At 58.2% G+C, this 16,209-nt stretch carries 15 protein-coding genes and 4 tRNA genes; 14 read left to right on the top strand and 5 right to left on the bottom strand.

Annotated features, from left to right (window positions below):
- The first annotated feature begins 45 nt into the window (after window positions 1–45).
- From BBF94_RS24070 to BBF94_RS24030, 9 genes are all read left to right on the top strand, one after another.
- Window positions 46–1,257: an O-succinylhomoserine sulfhydrylase gene (locus BBF94_RS24070; protein WP_065261444.1), complete on the top strand. Its 1,212-nt coding sequence runs from the start codon at window positions 46–48 to the stop codon at window positions 1,255–1,257.
- Window positions 1,254–2,030 (top strand): SDR family oxidoreductase, encoded by a 777-nt coding sequence (locus BBF94_RS24065; protein ID WP_065261443.1) that lies wholly within the window; start codon window positions 1,254–1,256, stop codon window positions 2,028–2,030. Before BBF94_RS24070 ends, BBF94_RS24065 begins: the two co-directional genes overlap by 4 nt.
- 90 nt (window positions 2,031–2,120) lie before the next feature.
- A tRNA-Val gene (locus tag BBF94_RS24060) sits at window positions 2,121–2,196 on the top strand.
- 54 nt (window positions 2,197–2,250) lie between these two features.
- A tRNA-Asp gene (locus BBF94_RS24055) sits at window positions 2,251–2,327 on the top strand.
- A gap of 93 nt (window positions 2,328–2,420) precedes the next feature.
- Window positions 2,421–2,497, top strand: a tRNA-Asp gene (locus BBF94_RS24050).
- Window positions 2,498–2,907: 410 nt separating this feature from the next.
- A complete protein-coding gene (locus BBF94_RS24045) occupies window positions 2,908–5,739 on the top strand; it encodes a xanthine dehydrogenase family protein molybdopterin-binding subunit (RefSeq protein WP_065261442.1) in 2,832 nt (943 codons plus the stop codon).
- The gene (locus BBF94_RS24040; RefSeq protein WP_039771584.1) at window positions 5,732–6,271 is read left to right on the top strand and encodes a (2Fe-2S)-binding protein; all 540 of its coding nucleotides are present in this window, start codon (window positions 5,732–5,734) and stop codon (window positions 6,269–6,271) included. Before BBF94_RS24045 ends, BBF94_RS24040 begins: the two co-directional genes overlap by 8 nt.
- Before the next feature lie 2 nt (window positions 6,272–6,273).
- Complete coding sequence (locus tag BBF94_RS24035) at window positions 6,274–7,509, top strand: c-type cytochrome (protein WP_065261441.1); 1,236 nt, start codon at window positions 6,274–6,276, stop codon at window positions 7,507–7,509.
- A gap of 2 nt (window positions 7,510–7,511) precedes the next feature.
- Window positions 7,512–8,483, top strand: a complete 972-nt coding sequence (locus tag BBF94_RS24030) for an XdhC family protein (RefSeq protein ID WP_065261440.1) — start codon at window positions 7,512–7,514, stop codon at window positions 8,481–8,483.
- Window positions 8,484–8,534: 51 nt separating this feature from the next.
- On the opposite strand, the gene BBF94_RS24025 is transcribed toward BBF94_RS24030, so the two are convergent.
- Window positions 8,535–9,818: an NAD(P)/FAD-dependent oxidoreductase gene (locus BBF94_RS24025; protein ID WP_065261439.1), complete on the bottom strand. Its 1,284-nt coding sequence runs from the start codon at window positions 9,816–9,818 to the stop codon at window positions 8,535–8,537.
- Window positions 9,819–10,002: 184 nt separating this feature from the next.
- On the opposite strand from BBF94_RS24025, the gene BBF94_RS24020 reads away from it, so the two are divergent.
- Together BBF94_RS24020 and BBF94_RS24015 are read left to right on the top strand one after the other, a co-directional pair.
- A tRNA-Val gene (locus tag BBF94_RS24020) sits at window positions 10,003–10,079 on the top strand.
- 472 nt (window positions 10,080–10,551) lie between these two features.
- Window positions 10,552–11,007: a DUF2214 family protein gene (locus BBF94_RS24015; RefSeq protein ID WP_065261438.1), complete on the top strand. Its 456-nt coding sequence runs from the start codon at window positions 10,552–10,554 to the stop codon at window positions 11,005–11,007.
- 211 nt (window positions 11,008–11,218) lie between these two features.
- On the opposite strand, the gene csrA is transcribed toward BBF94_RS24015, so the two are convergent.
- Window positions 11,219–11,413, bottom strand: a complete 195-nt coding sequence (gene csrA, locus BBF94_RS24010; protein ID WP_003179932.1) for a carbon storage regulator CsrA — start codon at window positions 11,411–11,413, stop codon at window positions 11,219–11,221.
- Between the two features lie 250 nt (window positions 11,414–11,663).
- On the opposite strand from csrA, the gene BBF94_RS24005 reads away from it, so the two are divergent.
- Window positions 11,664–12,032: a penicillin-binding protein activator LpoB gene (locus BBF94_RS24005; RefSeq protein WP_065261437.1), complete on the top strand. Its 369-nt coding sequence runs from the start codon at window positions 11,664–11,666 to the stop codon at window positions 12,030–12,032.
- An 86-nt stretch (window positions 12,033–12,118) separates the two neighbouring features.
- Window positions 12,119–13,027 carry a siderophore-interacting protein gene (locus tag BBF94_RS24000; RefSeq protein WP_065261436.1) on the top strand — a complete coding sequence of 303 codons (909 nt, stop codon included), beginning with the start codon at window positions 12,119–12,121 and terminating at the stop codon, window positions 13,025–13,027.
- Window positions 13,028–13,081: 54 nt separating this feature from the next.
- On the opposite strand, the gene BBF94_RS23995 is transcribed toward BBF94_RS24000, so the two are convergent.
- The 3 genes from BBF94_RS23995 to BBF94_RS23985 all read right to left on the bottom strand — a co-directional run bounded on the left by BBF94_RS23995 (window position 13,082) and on the right by BBF94_RS23985 (window position 15,327).
- Entirely contained in the window at window positions 13,082–13,771 is a 690-nt protein-coding gene (locus BBF94_RS23995; protein ID WP_065261435.1) for an endonuclease, read from the bottom strand.
- Between the two features lie 4 nt (window positions 13,772–13,775).
- Window positions 13,776–14,066 (bottom strand): DUF1654 domain-containing protein, encoded by a 291-nt coding sequence (locus BBF94_RS23990; RefSeq protein WP_065261434.1) that lies wholly within the window; start codon window positions 14,064–14,066, stop codon window positions 13,776–13,778.
- 172 nt (window positions 14,067–14,238) lie between these two features.
- A complete protein-coding gene (locus BBF94_RS23985; protein ID WP_065261433.1) occupies window positions 14,239–15,327 on the bottom strand; it encodes an asparaginase in 1,089 nt (362 codons plus the stop codon).
- Window positions 15,328–15,677: 350 nt separating this feature from the next.
- On the opposite strand from BBF94_RS23985, the gene BBF94_RS23980 reads away from it, so the two are divergent.
- Window positions 15,678–16,124, top strand: coding sequence for a hypothetical protein (locus tag BBF94_RS23980; RefSeq protein ID WP_065261432.1), 447 nt, complete (start codon window positions 15,678–15,680; stop codon window positions 16,122–16,124).
- Window positions 16,125–16,209: the final 85 nt, after the last annotated feature.

Raw genomic sequence — 16,209 nt, 5'->3', positions numbered from 1 at the left:
GGCAAAAGACTTTTATTTATCGAGAACAGGGCAAGGAGTGACAGCATGAGTCAGGAATGGGATGCCGGTCGGCTGGACAGCGACCTCGAAGGCGTAGCGTTCGATACCCTGGCCGTACGTGCCGGTCAGCACCGTACGCCGGAAGGCGAGCACGGTGATCCGATGTTCTTCACTTCCAGTTACGTTTTCCGTACCGCCGCCGATGCCGCCGCACGGTTTGCCGGGGAGGTGCCGGGCAACGTTTACTCGCGTTACACCAACCCGACGGTTCGCTCGTTCGAAGAACGTATTGCCGCGCTGGAAGGCGCCGAACAAGCCGTTGCCACGGCAACCGGCATGGCCGCGATAATGGCGGTGGTGATGAGCCTGTGCAGTGCCGGCGATCATGTACTGGTGTCGCGCAGCGTGTTCGGTTCGACCATCAGTCTTTTCGAGAAATACTTCAAGCGCTTCGGCGTGGAAGTCGATTACGTGCCGCTGGCGGATCTGTCGGCCTGGGACGCGGCGATCAAGTCCAACACCAGATTGCTGTTCGTCGAGTCGCCGTCCAATCCGCTGGCTGAACTGGTGGATATCACCGCGCTGGCAGAAATCGCTCACGCCAAAGGCGCAATGCTGGTGGTCGACAACTGCTTCTGCACGCCGGCGTTGCAACAGCCGTTGAAACTCGGCGCAGACATCGTCGTGCACTCGGCCACCAAGTTCATCGATGGCCAGGGTCGTTGCATGGGTGGGGTGGTTGCCGGGCGCAGCGAGCAGATGAAGGAAGTCGTCGGTTTCCTGCGCACCGCTGGCCCGACCTTGAGCCCATTCAACGCCTGGATCTTCCTCAAGGGCCTGGAAACACTGAATCTGCGGATGAAGGCGCACTGTGCCAATGCGCAGCAACTGGCTGAATGGCTGGAGCAGCAGGATGGCATCGAGAAGGTGCATTACGCAGGCCTCAAGAGCCACCCGCAGCATGAGCTGGCCCAGCGTCAGCAGAAGGGCTTCGGCGCGGTCGTCAGCTTCGAGGTGAAGGGCGGCAAAGAAGGCGCCTGGCGCTTTATCGACGCGACCCGTTTGATTTCGATCACCGCAAACCTGGGTGACAGCAAAACCACCATCACTCATCCGAGCACCACGTCCCACGGCCGTCTGGCGCCGCAGGAGCGTGAAGCGGCGGGGATTCGTGACAGCCTGATCCGCATTGCGGTGGGGCTGGAAGACGTCGCGGATCTGCAAGCCGATCTGGCGCGCGGTCTGGCGGCGTTGTGATCGAGTTGTCTTCCTTGACGACGGGTACCCATGGCCGCGTAGCGCTGGTCACGGGGGCTGCCCGTGGCATCGGACTGGGAATCGCGGCGTGGTTGATCAGCGAAGGCTGGCAAGTGGTGCTGACGGATCTGGACCGTGCGCGAGGCTCCAGGGTGGCGAGTGTCCTTGGCGAAAATGCCTGCTTCATCGCCATGGATGTAGCAGATGAAAATCAGGTGGCGCGTGGCGTCGCTGAGGTGCTTGGGCAGTTCGGACGGCTGGATGCGTTGGTGTGCAACGCGGCGGTGGCGGATCCGCACAATATCGTTCTGGAAAGCCTCGATCTGGCGTACTGGAATCGTGTTCTGGCGGTGAACCTCAGCGGGCCGATGCTGCTGGCCAAGCATTGTGCGCCGTATCTGCGGGCGCATAACGGGGCAATCGTCAATCTGGCCTCGACCCGTGCAGCACAGTCGGAGCCCGATACCGAAGCCTATGCCGCGAGCAAGGGTGGCTTGCTGGCGTTGACTCATGCGCTGGCAATCAGTCTTGGACCGGAGATTCGCGTCAATGCGGTCAGCCCGGGCTGGATCGATGCGCGGGATCCCTCCGCGCGTCGTGCTGAGCCGTTGACGGATACAGATCATGCCCAGCACCCGGCAGGCAGGGTAGGGACGGTCGAGGACGTGGCGGCAATGGTGGCATGGCTGCTGTCGAAGAATGCCGGGTTCGTGACGGGGCAGGAATTCGTGGTCGACGGCGGCATGACCAAGAAGATGATCTACTCGGAATGACATATTTTTGTCTTTTTGAGAAAAACTTCAATCCTGCTATTGACTTAGGTTCGCTACGTGCGTAAATTTCGCGGCCTCGGAGATGCAAACGGGTGATTAGCTCAGCTGGGAGAGCGTCTGCCTTACAAGCAGAATGTCGGCGGTTCGATCCCGTCATCACCCACCACTCCCGAGATACTTGCGAAAGCAAGAGGCAGGCTGAAAGTGCCTCCACCGACGCGCAGCGGTAGTTCAGTCGGTTAGAATACCGGCCTGTCACGCCGGGGGTCGCGGGTTCGAGTCCCGTCCGCTGCGCCATATTCAACGAGTCAGGTACTGCCTGGTTCGCGATTGAAAAGCACCGAAGCTTTCAGTCAAACGAGTTACTTGAGCATCAGCTCAAAGCGATACGCAGCGGTAGTTCAGTCGGTTAGAATACCGGCCTGTCACGCCGGGGGTCGCGGGTTCGAGTCCCGTCCGCTGCGCCATATCTGCTTCAAGGACCACTGAACGCCTTGAAGCACCGAAAGCAACCTTTGGTTGGTTCGGAGTCGATAGCAAAGACCCCGGTCGAAAGACCGGGGTTTTTTGTGTCTGAAATTTGACCCTCCAGAATGTCTCCTCTGCTACCTCGCGACCTACGCGAGAAGTCCTCAGGTTAATGCTCTCCCTGCGTCATCGAGTCGCTGCGATGCATTGCCACATTGATTTTTGATTTTTTAGTCAGTTTTTTGTAACTGGTTATTTGCTGCGAGCCCGGAAACCTATAAAGTTAACCTTTCGGTCAGCTTTGCACTGTCATCACGCCCTTTGTTCAGCCAAAAAGGGCTTCTGCAAGACTCGAGATTCCCAGTAGATAACCAGAAGGGCGGATCCATAACCGCCCAGAGGATGATCCATGTCCAACCGTGAAATATCCCGGCGCTCGTTCCTTCAGGGCGGGCTGGTGGCGGGTGTGAGCGTTACGCTCACGCCGCTCAGCAGCCAGGCGCTGGCTGCCTTGATGGAAAACAGCGTGACCGTGCCGTCCGAGCAGTGGCTCGGCAATAACGGCAAGGCGCGCCAGCGTAACGATGCCTTGTCCAAGGTCTGCGGCAGCAAAGTTTTTGCCCGCGACATCCGTTCCAGGGACATGCCGGGCTGGCCCCAGCAGCAAGGCCACGCCATGTTGCTGAAAACCATCAAGGCCGATCGAATCTACGACGGCTATGACCTGTCGTGGCTCGGTGCCGATCTGCAGCCTGATCGCATCGTCACCGCTGCCGACCTGGACAAGGACGGCATCGTGTTCCCTGAAGAGCACGCACCGGATCCGCTGCTGCCGGAAGGCAAGGTGCCGATGTTCATCGGCCACCCGGTGGCGATCCTGATCTGGAACGATTTCGAGCGTTTCCGTCAGGCCAAGAACAAACTCAAATTCAATGATAAGGCGATTCGTTACGGTGCAAAAGTGCCGTTCTACGAAGGCGATCCCTATGGCAGTTTCCGTTATGTGCGTGTCGGCGGACCGACGTCGGCGGACGAAGACGAGTTCGCCAGCCTCAAGGATTCGATCCTGTTCCCGATGCTCAAGAACCGCCGCCCGGTATGGAATTCCCAGCCGAACCTGCACGGCAACCTGACCGAGCGCGGCCTGTTCTACGCCGAACGCATGAAGAAAGAAATCGACTCCCCGCCGGATAACTGGCTGGTGTTCGACGAGCGCTACAAAACCCCGTCCATCGAACCGGCAGCCATGGAGCCGGACAACGGCAACGGCTGGTACGACCCGGCGACCAAAACCCTGCATTTCGTTGTCGCCACCCAGTGTCCGCTGGAAGCGGCAACCGAGACTGCGAAGATGATTTCGCCGTCGCGTTTCGGTCTTGCCAACCTGAACATGCACCCGGGTTACACCGTGGGTTACGGTTCCAAGGACCACAATATCTTCGTTTACTACGCAGCCTTGGCGGCGTTGTACGGAGCAGGGGTACCGATTCGCCTGGCCAACGACCGCTACGAGCAGTTCCAGAGCGGTATCAAGCGTCACCCGTTCGATATTCGTTACCAATTGGCGGTGGACAAGACCGATCACAGCTTCAAGATTTTCCGCGCCGAAATGAGCGTCGATGGCGGCGGCCGGATCAACTACAGCCCGTCAGTGGCTGCCGTTGGCGCTACCGCGGCGCAGTCGATCTACTACATGCCGCAGAACGACCTTCAGGTGACTGCCTACCACTCCCGTGGTGTTGAGGCGGGCTCGATGCGGGGTTACGGCACCCTGCAAAGCATGGCTTCCACCGAAATGATGGTCGATGAAATCGCCGATCGTCTCGGTGTCGATGCCATCGACCTGCGTCGCAAGAACGCGTTGCGTTCGGGGATGAAAAATACCCAGGGCGCGATCCCTGCCGGCGCGCTGCGCCTGCACGAGATTCTCGACAAGGCGTCGCTGCACGAAGTCTGGAAAAATCGCGACGCCATCAAAAAACAGCGTGAAGCGGCAGACCCGGACAACTGGTATGGCGTCGGTTTTGCCATTTGCCAGAAAGACTTCGGCACTGGCTCCGAAGCACCGATGGCCAGCATCGAGTTCACCGCTGAAGGGCGCATTTCCCTGCGTCACATCGGTATCGAAATCGGCACCGGCATGTCTACCTCGCAAGCCATGGTGGTTGCTGATTTTCTCGGCGGCCCGGCGCACGACGTGAAGACCGGCGAGACCGAATGGAAGGAAATGCAACTGGTCACTGCCGGCAACCCTTACATCATGAGTCAGGCCGAGCAAGACAACTTCCTGCGTAACCCGCGCTGGGTCGGCAAGTTGGCGTCGGCCTCGTCCGCGACCAACTCCGCCTACTACTTCAGCCACGCCACCCGTGAAGCGGCGCGCGTGCTGTTCAATCATGGTCTGTGGCCGGCGGCGCTGGAGATCTGGCGTCAGGGCCCATACGGCGGCCAGGCCAACCCTTACGTCGTGCGCCGCGAAGATGCGCATTGGGTCGACGGCAAACTGACTGCCAACGGCATGCAGCCGTTGAGCTTCGAAGAGCTGGCCAAGCGTGCCCATGAGCGCGGTCTGGTCACGGCTGCCACGGTTCACGGCTTCAACCGCTGGAGCTGGGCAGAGGCCGAATACAGCATTGACGGCGTGCGCGAGCGTCTGCCGCTGGACGGTCTGGCGGTGAAGTACGGTGACGGCGCTCCGAAAGCCAAGAAGGCGCAGATGACCAGCGACGGTTTCCATTTGCTGGATCGGCAGAATGTCGCCTATCCGGTGGTTCAACTGAACAACGCTGCCGTGACCTACTACAGCCCGGTGGCGACGCTGGTCGAGTTGAAGGTCAACAAAGGTTCGGCAGAAGTCGAAGTGCTCAACCATCACTCGTGGCTGGAGTGCGGTCGGGTGCTGGTCGAAGAACTGGTTCGTGGCCAACTCGAAGGCGGTATCGCCATGGGCATCGGTCACGCCTTGATGGAAGAAATGCCGCTGTACGAAGGCGGGCCTGGGGAGGGTGACTGGAACTTCAACCGTTATCGTCTGCCGATGGCGCGCCATGTGGCGGTGTGGAAACAGACATCGGAGATTCTGCCGCCGCTGTCGCCAAGCGACCCGTCCAAAGGCATCGCCGAAGTGGTGATGATCCCGGTGGTCGGTGCCATCGGTAACGCCGTGGCCCACGCCATCGGCAAACGTGTCCGCGACCTTCCAATCACTGCTGCGCGCATCAAGGAGGCCCTCAATGGCTAACCGTCCGCTTCAACTGACCCTCAACGGTCAATCCGTCGGCCCGGTGGACATCCCTGATGACCTGCCGATGATCGATTACCTGCACGAATACAAGAACCTCACCGGCTCGCGTCTGGGCTGCGGCCAGGGCATCTGTCACGCCTGTGTCGTGATCGTCGATAACCCGGACGGTACCAGCGAAGAAGTGCGCACCTGCATCACTGGCGCGCATTATTTCGAGGGCAAGAAGGTCCGCACCATCGAGGGCCATGCCAAGCGTGACGAGCAGGGTCAGGTCACTGAGCTGAACCCGATCCAGCAGCGTTTTGTCGATGAGTTCGCCTTCCAGTGCAGTTACTGCGCACCGGGCTTCGTCAACGCCGCGACCGTGCTGGTGGAAAAGCTGCAACGCCAGCCAATCGTCAAAAGCAAACTGGAACAAGTCATCGAGGACAGCCTCGGCCATCACATCTGCCGTTGCACCGGGTATGTGCGTTACTACAACGCTACCCGCAACGTGCTGACGGATCTCGGCCTGGTCAAGGAGGGTTAAGCATGATGCGTTTACTGACCCGCCTGACCCTGGCGGTCGGGCTTGCCGTGCCTGTGCTGGCGGCCCATGCGGATGATCAGGTCAAGCGCGGCGAATACCTCGCCCGCGCCGCCGACTGCATGGCTTGCCACACGGCACCGGGCGGCGCACCGTTTGCCGGTGGGCTACCGATCGTTTCACCGTTCGGCACGATCTACGGCACCAACATCACCCCGAGCAAGGAACACGGCATCGGCCTGTACAGCGATGACGAGTTCTTCGCGGCACTCACCGAAGGCAAGCGTCGTGATGGCGCCAACCTGTACCCGGCGATGCCGTATACCTCGTATCACTTGATGCCCCGTGCGGATTCGGATGCGATTCATGCGTATCTGAAAACCATCGAGCCGATCGAGCGCGCCGCGCCGGTGACGAGCCTGAGCTTTCCGTTCAACGTGCGTCCGGGCCTGATAGGCTGGAACATGATGTACGGCAAAGCCTTGAAACTGGAGCCGGCAGAAGGCAAAAGCGAAGCCTGGAAGCGCGGCCAGTACATGGTCGAGGTGCTTGGTCACTGTGGCGAATGTCATACGCCACGCGGCCTTCCCGGCGCCATGCAACTGGACAAGCGCCTGACTGGCGGCATCCTCAATGGTTATCTGGCTCCGAGCCTGCTGGCGACGGATCTGGCGGCCCGCGGCTGGAACCATCAGGACCTGAGCACGTTCCTCAAGCACGGCATGAGTGCCCAGGGCACGATGTTCAACGAGATGTTCCCGGTGTTCCACAACAGCACCCAGGGTCTGAATGATCCGGATCTGACGGCGATGGCAACCTTCCTGCTTGGCGACAAGCCACCGGCGGCAAAAGAGCTGGCTGAAGTGCCGGTGGAAAAACTCGGTGCCAGCGCTCAACGCGGTCGTCAGGAATACTTGAACGTCTGCGCCGGCTGTCACGCTGCCGGTGGCGAAGGCAAGCCGCATATTGCGGTGGCCATGCGCGGCAACACCACGTTGCGTCTGGAAGACCCGCGCAACCTGTTGCGGGTGATCGAGGATGGTATTGGCGAACAGAAGTTTGCCGGGTTTGAACGCATGCAGCCGATGCCGGGGTTTGTCGACAAGCTCAGTGCCGAACAACTGACCGACTTGCTGAACTACCTGCGTCAGGGGTGGGGTGGTCAGTCGGCCGAGTTGGCGGTGGGTGATGTGCAGAAGCTGCAGGCTGACGCACCGTCCATCGAGCACAAGGCACACTGATCATGCAGCATCTCGATCTGCAAGTTGTGCGGCGGGCGCTGGAGTGGTCGGCAGCGGGGCAGCGCATCTGGCTCTGCACCGTACTGACGACCTACGGCTCGGCGCCTCGCGCGCCGGGTTCGCTGCTGGCGGTGAACGAAGGCGGGCAGTGGATCGGGTCGCTGTCCGGTGGCTGCGTCGAGGAAGATTTTCTCGAACGCGTCGCCGAAGGTGCGTTTCTCGATGCGATCAATGTGGTGCGCTATGGCGAAGGCGATGATCCGCGCTCGCGGGTCAGTCTGCCATGCGGCGGTATTCTCGATGTGCTGGTAGAGAAATTTGACGCTGACTGCAATGTGCAGGCGCATCTGCGTGAGCTCGAATCGGCATTGCTTGGGCAGCGCCGGTTGATTCGTGAGGTCGATCTGGCGACGGGGGCGCGTACGGTGTTTGCGGATCGTGAGCAGGGGGCGCGAATCGAGCGTGAAATCGACCGGGTACGGATTCGCATCGGGGCTGCCCAGCGTTTGCTGCTGGCCGGCTACTCCAGCGTGGCGCAGGCCTGTGCGCAGTTCGCGGTCGGTCTCGGCTTCGAAGTGATTCTCTGCGATCCGCGTGATGAAGTGCTCGACGGCGTGACGCTCGATGGTGTGGAGATTCGTCGGCAGTTGCCGTCGGTGTTTATTGCCGATGGCGGTTGCCACCGTGATACGGCGGTTGTGGCATTGACCCACGATCCGCGAATCGACGATCTGGCGATGATGGAGGCTGTACGCACCGAAGCTTTCTACATCGGTGTGATGGGCTCGCAGCAGACGTCGCAGAAACGCTTCGAGCGCTTGCGCCGGATTGGCGGGCTGGGGGAGAGCGAGTTGGCGCGGATTCATGCGCCGATCGGTCTTAACCTCGGTAGCAAGACGCCGGCGGAAATTGCCTTGGCAGTGTTGGCGGATATCTTGCGGATTCGTAGCGGGATTGCACGAGATCAGTTGTGATTGGTGCAGCATGTAAAAAGGGCCGCTTTCCAGCGGCCCTTTTTTTGCGCATCAGAAACCGAGCTTGTCACGCAATCCGTAATACCACGCGCCGAGTGCGGCAAACGGCGTGCGCAGCAGTTGCCCACCCGGGAACGGGTAGTGTGGCAGGTCGGCAAACGCATCGAAGCGTTCGGCTTGTCCGCGAAGCGCCTCGGCCAAAACCTTGCCGGCCAGGTGGGTGTAAGTCACCCCGTGGCCGCTGCAGCCTTGAGAATAATAGATGTTGTCGCCCAGGCGCCCGACCTGAGGCAGACGCGACAGGGTCAGCAGGAAATTGCCGGTCCAGGCGTAATCGATTTTCACATTCTTGAGTTGCGGGAAGGCCTTGAGCATCTTCGGCCGGATGATCGCCTCGATATTCGCCGGATCCCGGGCGCCGTAAACCACGCCGCCACCGAATATCAGGCGTTTGTCAGCGGTCAGGCGGTAGTAGTCGAGCAGATAATTGCAGTCTTCTACACAGTAGTCCTGCGGCAGCAGGGATTTCGCCAGTTCATCACCCAGTGGTTCGGTGGTAATGACCTGTGTGCCGCACGGCATCGACTTGGCTGCCAGTTCTGGCACCAGATTGCCGAGATAGGCGTTGCCGGCGACGATGATGAATTTGGCCCTGACCTTGCCCTGTGGCGTATGCACGACCGGATTGGCGCCGCGTTCAATACGTACTGCGGGCGACTGCTCATAGATAGTGCCGCCGACGGATTCCACTGCAGCGGCCTCGCCCAATGCCAGGTTGAGTGGATGGATGTGGCCACCGCTCATGTCGAGCATGCCGCCGACGTATTGATCGCAGGCGACCACTTCGCGAATGCGGCGCTGATCCAGCAGTTCAAGTTGAGTGTGGCCGAAGCGTTCCCACAAGCGCTTCTGCGATTCCAGATGGCTCATCTGCTTCGCCGACAGGGCAGCGAATACGCCGCCGTCCTTCAGATCGCACTGGATGTTGTATTGGCTGACGCGATCACGAATGATCCGGCCGCCCTCGAACGCCATTTGCCCGAGCAGTTGAGCCTGTTTCGGGCCGACGCTGCGCTCGATGACATCAATGTCGCGGCTGTAGCTGTTGACTATTTGCCCGCCGTTGCGGCCTGACGCGCCGAAACCGACCTTCGCGGCTTCCAGCACGGTTACTCGAAAACCGTTCTCCAGCAGGAACAGGGCCGAGGAAAGTCCCGTGTAACCAGCACCAATCACACAGACATCCGTCTCCACGTCATCCTGCAGCGCAGGGCGCGGTGGTACGGCGTTGGCCGACGCAGCGTAATAAGACTCTGGGTAAGGGGTGTTTGCCATCCTGCAGCCTCTGTTTAATATATTTTACGAGTGAGGCGATCCTACCCGAGTTGAAAAACCTCCGCCAGCCACCGGGAAATCTTCCTGGCGGAGGGCGAAATTAAATATTTTGCATATTCATAGGGTTAGGTGAAAAAAAGGTGTTGACACCCCTCCGGAATTCCGTAGAATGCCGCCTCACAGCAGGCACGTAGCTCAGTTGGTTAGAGCACCACCTTGACATGGTGGGGGTCGTTGGTTCGAGTCCAATCGCGCCTACCAAACAAAATCCGCTCTGCTGGGCGGTCTGAAGGGGTTACCGGAAACGGTAACCCCTTTTTGCTTTCTGCGATTTGCAAAACTTTTGCAAAACTCCCATCCCGGAGCGTCAATTCCGTTCCGGGATGATCATCTTCCGTTCGTCGCAAAAATGTCAGCCTCCATTTAAATAGTGTGGATATTTAAGGGGTTACGATTTTTTTTAACCGAATGGTTATCAAAAAAGCGTTGTTACACGCTGCGAATATCAGTAATATTCGCCCCGCGTTCACCACCACGGTTTATGCATTTTTAAATCCCAAGCTTCCATCAGCTGCTTGGGATTTTTTTTGCCCGCAGTTTGCCTTCCCCTCTAGCCTCGCTCATATCGCGCACAGCGGTTGTTGCCGGCCTTTGGCCGCATCGAGCAACTTCATGCATTTTCGACTACTACTGTCTGGCCGAGATCAAACTCACTCCCGACAGGAGTTTCGCAATGCTCATACATTGGTTCCTTGCAGCGCTTCATCTGTTGGCATTTGCCTTGGGTTTCTGGGCGGTGTTGACCCGAGGTGCGGCGTTCAGACAGCTGGCTGCCGGGGCTGGCGAGATCCGGCGGGTATTGCTCGCGGACAATCTGTGGGGGATGGCGGCGTTGGCGTTGCTGATCACCGGTGGTGTGCGTGCTTTTGGCGGATATGAGAAAGGGGCCGACTACTACCTGCATCAGCCGCTGTTTCACGTGAAGATGACGCTGCTTGTGCTGATTCTGCTTTTGGAGCTGGCTCCGATGATTGCGCTGATCCGGTGGCGCATGGCTCGGGCTGGTAGCGCATCGATCGATAGCGTGCGAGCAAGCGTCTTTGCGCGAATCAGTCATGCCGAAGCGCTGTTGCTTGTCCTGATGGTGATAGCGGCTACCGGAATGGCGCGAGGGGTGACGTTCGGCTAGGTCGGCACGATTCCCAGCTTCTGTTCAGAAACGTCTGACAGTCAGCCATTGCGATGATGGTTAGTATCGCTAGCGAAAAAGGGACGGGCGTAGGAGGGAAGCACTTATCGCCTGCGCCGTCACCAGTGAGGTGGGGTGGCAAAACGGCGCTTGGATCTTTAGCCAGTCATTACGCGAGGGTGAACGGACTGGCTACTGACTGCGACAGGGCTCAGGGAGTTTGCGGCTTGTCCGGAGCGGTCAGGCCGGCCTGAATGCGTTGGTAAATTTCTTCACGGTGTACGGCAACATTCTTTGGAGCGTTGATGCCGATACGAACCTGTTGGCCGCTTACGCCGAGAATGGTGATCGTAATGTCATCACCGATGTTTATGCTTTCACCGACTTTGCGGGTGAGTATCAGCATGGTCTTCTCCTTGATTGCTTTGTAGGGCACCTGATTCAGACAGTGCAGAGGTCGGTGGTACGTATAGATTAGTGCGAAGTCTCACGGTTTGGGTGCCTCTTTCTGATGCGCAGAAGCGACATTAATTCCCAGCGCGTAACTATACAGGTGCTTCGATCATCAATCTCGTAGTTTTGTGCCCATTTTGCAGGGCTCTGAAAGTAATCGTGGATGTTAAGATCGCCGTTTCGAAAATTCAGAGGGAAGCGTTGTGCGCAAATTGGTCTGGATGGTTGCGGCACTGGCATTGGCAGGGTGTGGTGAGGGCAAGCGTGTCGATGCGCCAAAGCCGAAAACGGTAGCGGTGGCAGCGCCTGCGACAGTGTCCGGACCTCAGTTCGATGTGGAGGTGCGTGGCGAAACCCCGCAGGCTGTCAGTGATCTGAGCGGATGGTTGATCGAACATGCGTTCGTTGCCAATGTCATCAGGGATGCCGACGGGAAGACCCGGATTCTGCTGGGGCCATTCAGTTCCAGAACCGAAGCCGAAGCGAAACAGGCCGATGTCAACGCAGCGCTTGTCAAAGCGAAAAAGCAGAACATCGAGACATTGGTGATCGAGCGCGCTTCTGCACAGTAAACATGCCTTTTTGCGGAGCTGACTAAAGGGTGTCCGGCGTGATTCGTTTTACTGGAATCACTGAAGATTCTCAGAAGGAGCTCCGCATGGCCTCCAGTCCTTACAAGTTGTTTGACGTTGTGTTGCGTCGCAAGCAGCCCCTCAGTCCGCATCTCATGCGGATCACTCTTGCCGGTCAGGCCGTCAACGAGATGGCCACCTGGGCGCCTGATCAGCGAGTCAAGCTGTTTTTCCCGGCGGCGGACGGCTCTCCCGCCAGGCTTTCTCAGGAAGACGGATGGTACGCCCGTTTCCGTTCAATGCTGGCAGACCGACGCCCAGCCATGCGTACGTACACGATCCGCCATTTGCGTGCCGATCATGGCGAGGTCGATATCGACTTTGTGCTGCATGGCGAAACCGGCCCTGCTTCCAGATGGGCCTTGCGAGCACAACCGGGTGAACCGATGCAGATCCTGGCGCCTGATCGTCGATACCTGGCGAGCGAGGCGGGTGGTTTTGAGTGGAAACCTCCGCGATCTCTCAAGCATCTCTTGCTGGTCGCCGACTCGACAGCATTGCCGGCCGCGATGGGGATCCTCGATGAGCTGTCGGTGCTTTCGGACCCGCCTCAGGCTCAAGTATTCCTGGAGGTCGACAGTGTGGCGGACAGACTCGAGTTACCGGATTGGCCGGGTCTGTCGGTGCAGTGGTTGATTCGAGAGCAGGCGGGAGCGGCGGCTGCCGGGTCGCTGATGGTAGACGCTGTGCGAAAGGCTGCGCTGCCTGTCGAGGTAACGATGGTTAATCGAGCGGTAGAATTGGCCGATGTCGATATTGATCAGGAGATCCTCTGGGAAATCGCTGAAAGCGCTGCGGAAGGATTTTATGGTTGGATCGCGGGTGAATCAGCCGCTGTCATGAATCTGCGCAGATACCTGATCAAGGAGCGCGGCATTTCTCGCGAATCGCTTAATCTGATGGGCTATTGGCGTTACAACAAGTCCGGCAGCTAACCAGAAAAAAGGCCTCGAGCTTGGAGCGCGAGGCCTTTTCTTTTATGCATGCTTTCAGCCACAGGCTTTCAGGTTGACCGGTCCGACGAACTCGTTGCCGCGTCCCATCACACATGCCACGCTTTGATTGCGCTGACGTTCCCAGTCCTGAACCGGGTACGTCTTGTCCCACGCTTCATACAGTTGCCGATCCTGCTTCGACAGGCGCAAGCCATACTGCTTGCTCATATAGAAATAGGTGCGGGCAATCATGCCGCGAATCGAAGGGCGGGGCATGACCTTTTTTGCCTTGAAATCGATCTGGGTCAGGCATGCACCATATTGACCTTTTTCTACCGGTAGCCAGCCATAGCTGAAGTTGCTGCGATCACCGTTGACCTCGCCAATGCTCGGTACCAGGTTGTGCAGGTCGGCCTCGGCTTTTTGGTAGCCCGGATCGTAGCGCGTGCAATTCTTGCGTCCGCCTTCCTGCCAACATTGGCGCTGATGGCCAAACTCCCAGGCCGGGACGATGTGTTCCCATTCAATCCGGGAGGCGCGTTTGGCATTTTTGCGCGGCACGTAACCGCAAGCTGCCAGGTCGACCTTGTTGCCGGTGTATTTGCAGCCGCAATAGAACTCGGTGGATTGTGGGGCGTACAGCTTCCAGGCGACCTTTTTGGCTTCGGTAAACGTACGGGGTGCGCCGGCCTGGGCAGCAATTGAAATGAACAGCAAAAACACAGCAAGCGAACGGACAAACATTGAGTCAATCTTCCTTCGGTACAACCCAGAAAATCTGCACGCCACCATCATCGCGATAGGCGAGGGTGACATTGTCGTTCTCGTCGATTTCTTCCAGCAGGCGCTCCCATGCATCCATCGGTTCATCCGGGAGGCGGAAGAGCAGAGCGGCTTTGGCTTTTTGTGCGGTGGGGGAGTTGATGATCTTTTGAACACGCATGCCCATGCGTTCATAGGCATCAGGAGCGTCGGAGGAAGTGGCCACGAGATTATCCTTATTAAGCTGTACGTGCATACAGTATTTAACTGTAGGCATTTTCGCAACTGCTTAAAATTCAAGAAAATCCTCTGACAGCGGTTTTCCGGTTTTGATGTGGGTTATCCGAAATTTTTGTGCGCAAGAGTTACGTTCAGGAAGCTGCACCACCCGCCTGTATGGCGAGTGGTGAAGCAAGTGCCCGGTCGAGACAGGGCTAGGCGAGGCTGAATCAGTACTCCCAGAACATCCGCTGCAATTCTTTGCTGTCGTTGGTTTTGGTCAGGGCGACCATCGCCAGGATGCGGGCTTTTTGTGGGTTCAGATCGTGAGCCACGACCCAGTCATATTTGTCGTCGGGCTGTTCGGCGTTGCGCAGCACAAAGCCACCGGCATTGACGTGGGAGGAGCGAATGATCTGTACACCATCCTTGCGCAGCGCTTGCAGGGCGGGAACAACGCGGGAAGACACCGAGCCATTGCCGGTACCGGCGTGGATGATGGCTTTGGCGCCGGACTGGGCCAGGGCTTTGTAGGCTGTATCGCCAACATTGCCGTAGGAATAGGCGATTTCTACGTCAGGAAGGCTCTTGATGTTCTTGATGTCAAATTCGGAATCCATGGTGTGGCGCTTGGCTGGCAAGCGGAACCAATAGGACTTGCCTTCGACCACCATGCCCAGCGGACCCCATGGGCTCTTGAATGCTTCGGTCTTGATGTTGATCATTTTGCTGACATCGCGGCCAGACTGGATTTCATCATTCATGGTCACCAGTACACCCTTTCCGTGAGCTTCCTTGCTGCCGGCCACCGCTACCGCGTTGTAGAGGTTGAGCATGCCGTCCGCCGACATGGCGGTGCCGGGGCGCATGGAACCGACAACGATGATCGGTTTGTCGGTCTTTTCCACCAGGTTCAGAAAGTAGGCGGTTTCTTCCAGAGTGTCGGTGCCGTGGGTGATGACGATTCCATCGACGTCCTTGCTGTCAGCCAGCTCGGATACACGGCGACCCAGTTGCAGGAGGTTTTCATTGGTGATGCTTTCCGAGGCGATCTGCATGACTTGTTCGCCACGCACATTCGCCAGTTTGCTCAGTTCAGGGATGCCGGCGATCAATTGTTCGATACCAACCTTGGCGGCCTGATAGGTCGCGCTGTTGGCGGCGCTGGCGCCTGCGCCGGCAATGGTGCCGCCTGTTGCAAGAACTACCACGTTTGCCAGTTTGGTCTGGGTTTCGACTTCTTTTGCCTGAAGAGCGGAAGGCAGAAGCAGCATCAGGGCCAGAGCGCCCGGAAACAATGTCTTGAAAGCAGATTTCATTATTTTTCTCTCTAGTAGTGAGACGGTGCTGATGCAGGTTCATCTAGATGCGCCCCGGGCCGATCTGTAATGCCAGGGGTGCATTGGGGGAGCAGGATCCGTACCAGCCGTACTGTGCTCTAGGGAAATGTTTAACCTTATGATTTATATCAACAATTTTTTGGATCGTTGATTCTTGGGGTGAATCGTTTATCCGGTATTCCGAATGGTGGCTGCTTTCGTGTTCGGCTCTCCGAAAAGGACTACGACTTTTGCTGGAAAGGTGTTTTTGCTGGATTTGGATCCTGTGCTAAAGAAAATGTCCCGCAGGCCGATGGGTGTTCAAGGAAACTGGAATTGAGGGAGTTCACATGTCACTGACCATCGGTTTTACAAATCCCGGTGCTGTCACCATCGGCGGCAAAACCGCAGCGACGATCAACGCCATGAATGATGCGCAAGCGGAGGCTTCTGGCGAAGCGCTGGGTGTTGAAAAAGCCGAGGGCAACGAGGTCAGGACCGGCGGTGCCGCGCAAGAAGGCAGCCAGGCTGAAAGCGGTGATAACCTGAGTCTCACCGTCAAGATGTTGCTCAAGCGCATGCAGGAACTGCAGAAGCAACTTCAGGAGCAGCAGCAACGTCTGGCTGCCGCACAGGCAGCCAGTTACCCGACTCCCGAGGCGAAATCGCAGGCGGTCATGGCTGTTCAGGGTGAGATAGCTGAAACCAGCGGCGCACTGCTGGAAGTCTCGGCGGCGCTGGTCAAGGAAATGTCAAAGGGTTCGTCCGGCGGTAACCTGGTCAACACCACCGCTTGAGCACGCATGGGCGAGTCTGCCGATTCGCCCTGTTATCATTACCGATCTCTGATTGTTGACAAACGTTGGCTGCATTCGCATAGTT

It is taken from the genome of Pseudomonas bananamidigenes (assembly GCF_001679645.1).
Lineage (GTDB): Bacteria > Pseudomonadota > Gammaproteobacteria > Pseudomonadales > Pseudomonadaceae > Aquipseudomonas > Aquipseudomonas bananamidigenes.
This window is presented reverse-complemented; position numbering and strand designations above follow the sequence as displayed.

What these genes read in the sequence shown, in the direction of transcription:
- BBF94_RS24070 (WP_065261444.1), top strand. Translation starts at nt 46, where the DNA reads ATGAGTCAGGAATGGGATGCCGGTCGGCTGGACAGCGACCTCGAAGGC.
- BBF94_RS24045 (WP_065261442.1), top strand. Translation starts at nt 2,908, where the DNA reads ATGTCCAACCGTGAAATATCCCGGCGCTCGTTCCTTCAGGGCGGGCTG.
- BBF94_RS24040 (WP_039771584.1), top strand. Translation starts at nt 5,732, where the DNA reads ATGGCTAACCGTCCGCTTCAACTGACCCTCAACGGTCAATCCGTCGGC.
- BBF94_RS24035 (WP_065261441.1), top strand. Translation starts at nt 6,274, where the DNA reads ATGATGCGTTTACTGACCCGCCTGACCCTGGCGGTCGGGCTTGCCGTG.
- BBF94_RS24030 (WP_065261440.1), top strand. Translation starts at nt 7,512, where the DNA reads ATGCAGCATCTCGATCTGCAAGTTGTGCGGCGGGCGCTGGAGTGGTCG.
- BBF94_RS24025 (WP_065261439.1), bottom strand. Translation starts at nt 9,818, where the DNA reads ATGGCAAACACCCCTTACCCAGAGTCTTATTACGCTGCGTCGGCCAAC.
- BBF94_RS24015 (WP_065261438.1), top strand. Translation starts at nt 10,552, where the DNA reads ATGCTCATACATTGGTTCCTTGCAGCGCTTCATCTGTTGGCATTTGCC.
- csrA (WP_003179932.1), bottom strand. Translation starts at nt 11,413, where the DNA reads ATGCTGATACTCACCCGCAAAGTCGGTGAAAGCATAAACATCGGTGAT.
- BBF94_RS24000 (WP_065261436.1), top strand. Translation starts at nt 12,119, where the DNA reads ATGGCCTCCAGTCCTTACAAGTTGTTTGACGTTGTGTTGCGTCGCAAG.
- BBF94_RS23995 (WP_065261435.1), bottom strand. Translation starts at nt 13,771, where the DNA reads ATGTTTGTCCGTTCGCTTGCTGTGTTTTTGCTGTTCATTTCAATTGCT.
- BBF94_RS23990 (WP_065261434.1), bottom strand. Translation starts at nt 14,066, where the DNA reads ATGCCTACAGTTAAATACTGTATGCACGTACAGCTTAATAAGGATAAT.
- BBF94_RS23985 (WP_065261433.1), bottom strand. Translation starts at nt 15,327, where the DNA reads ATGAAATCTGCTTTCAAGACATTGTTTCCGGGCGCTCTGGCCCTGATG.
- BBF94_RS23980 (WP_065261432.1), top strand. Translation starts at nt 15,678, where the DNA reads ATGTCACTGACCATCGGTTTTACAAATCCCGGTGCTGTCACCATCGGC.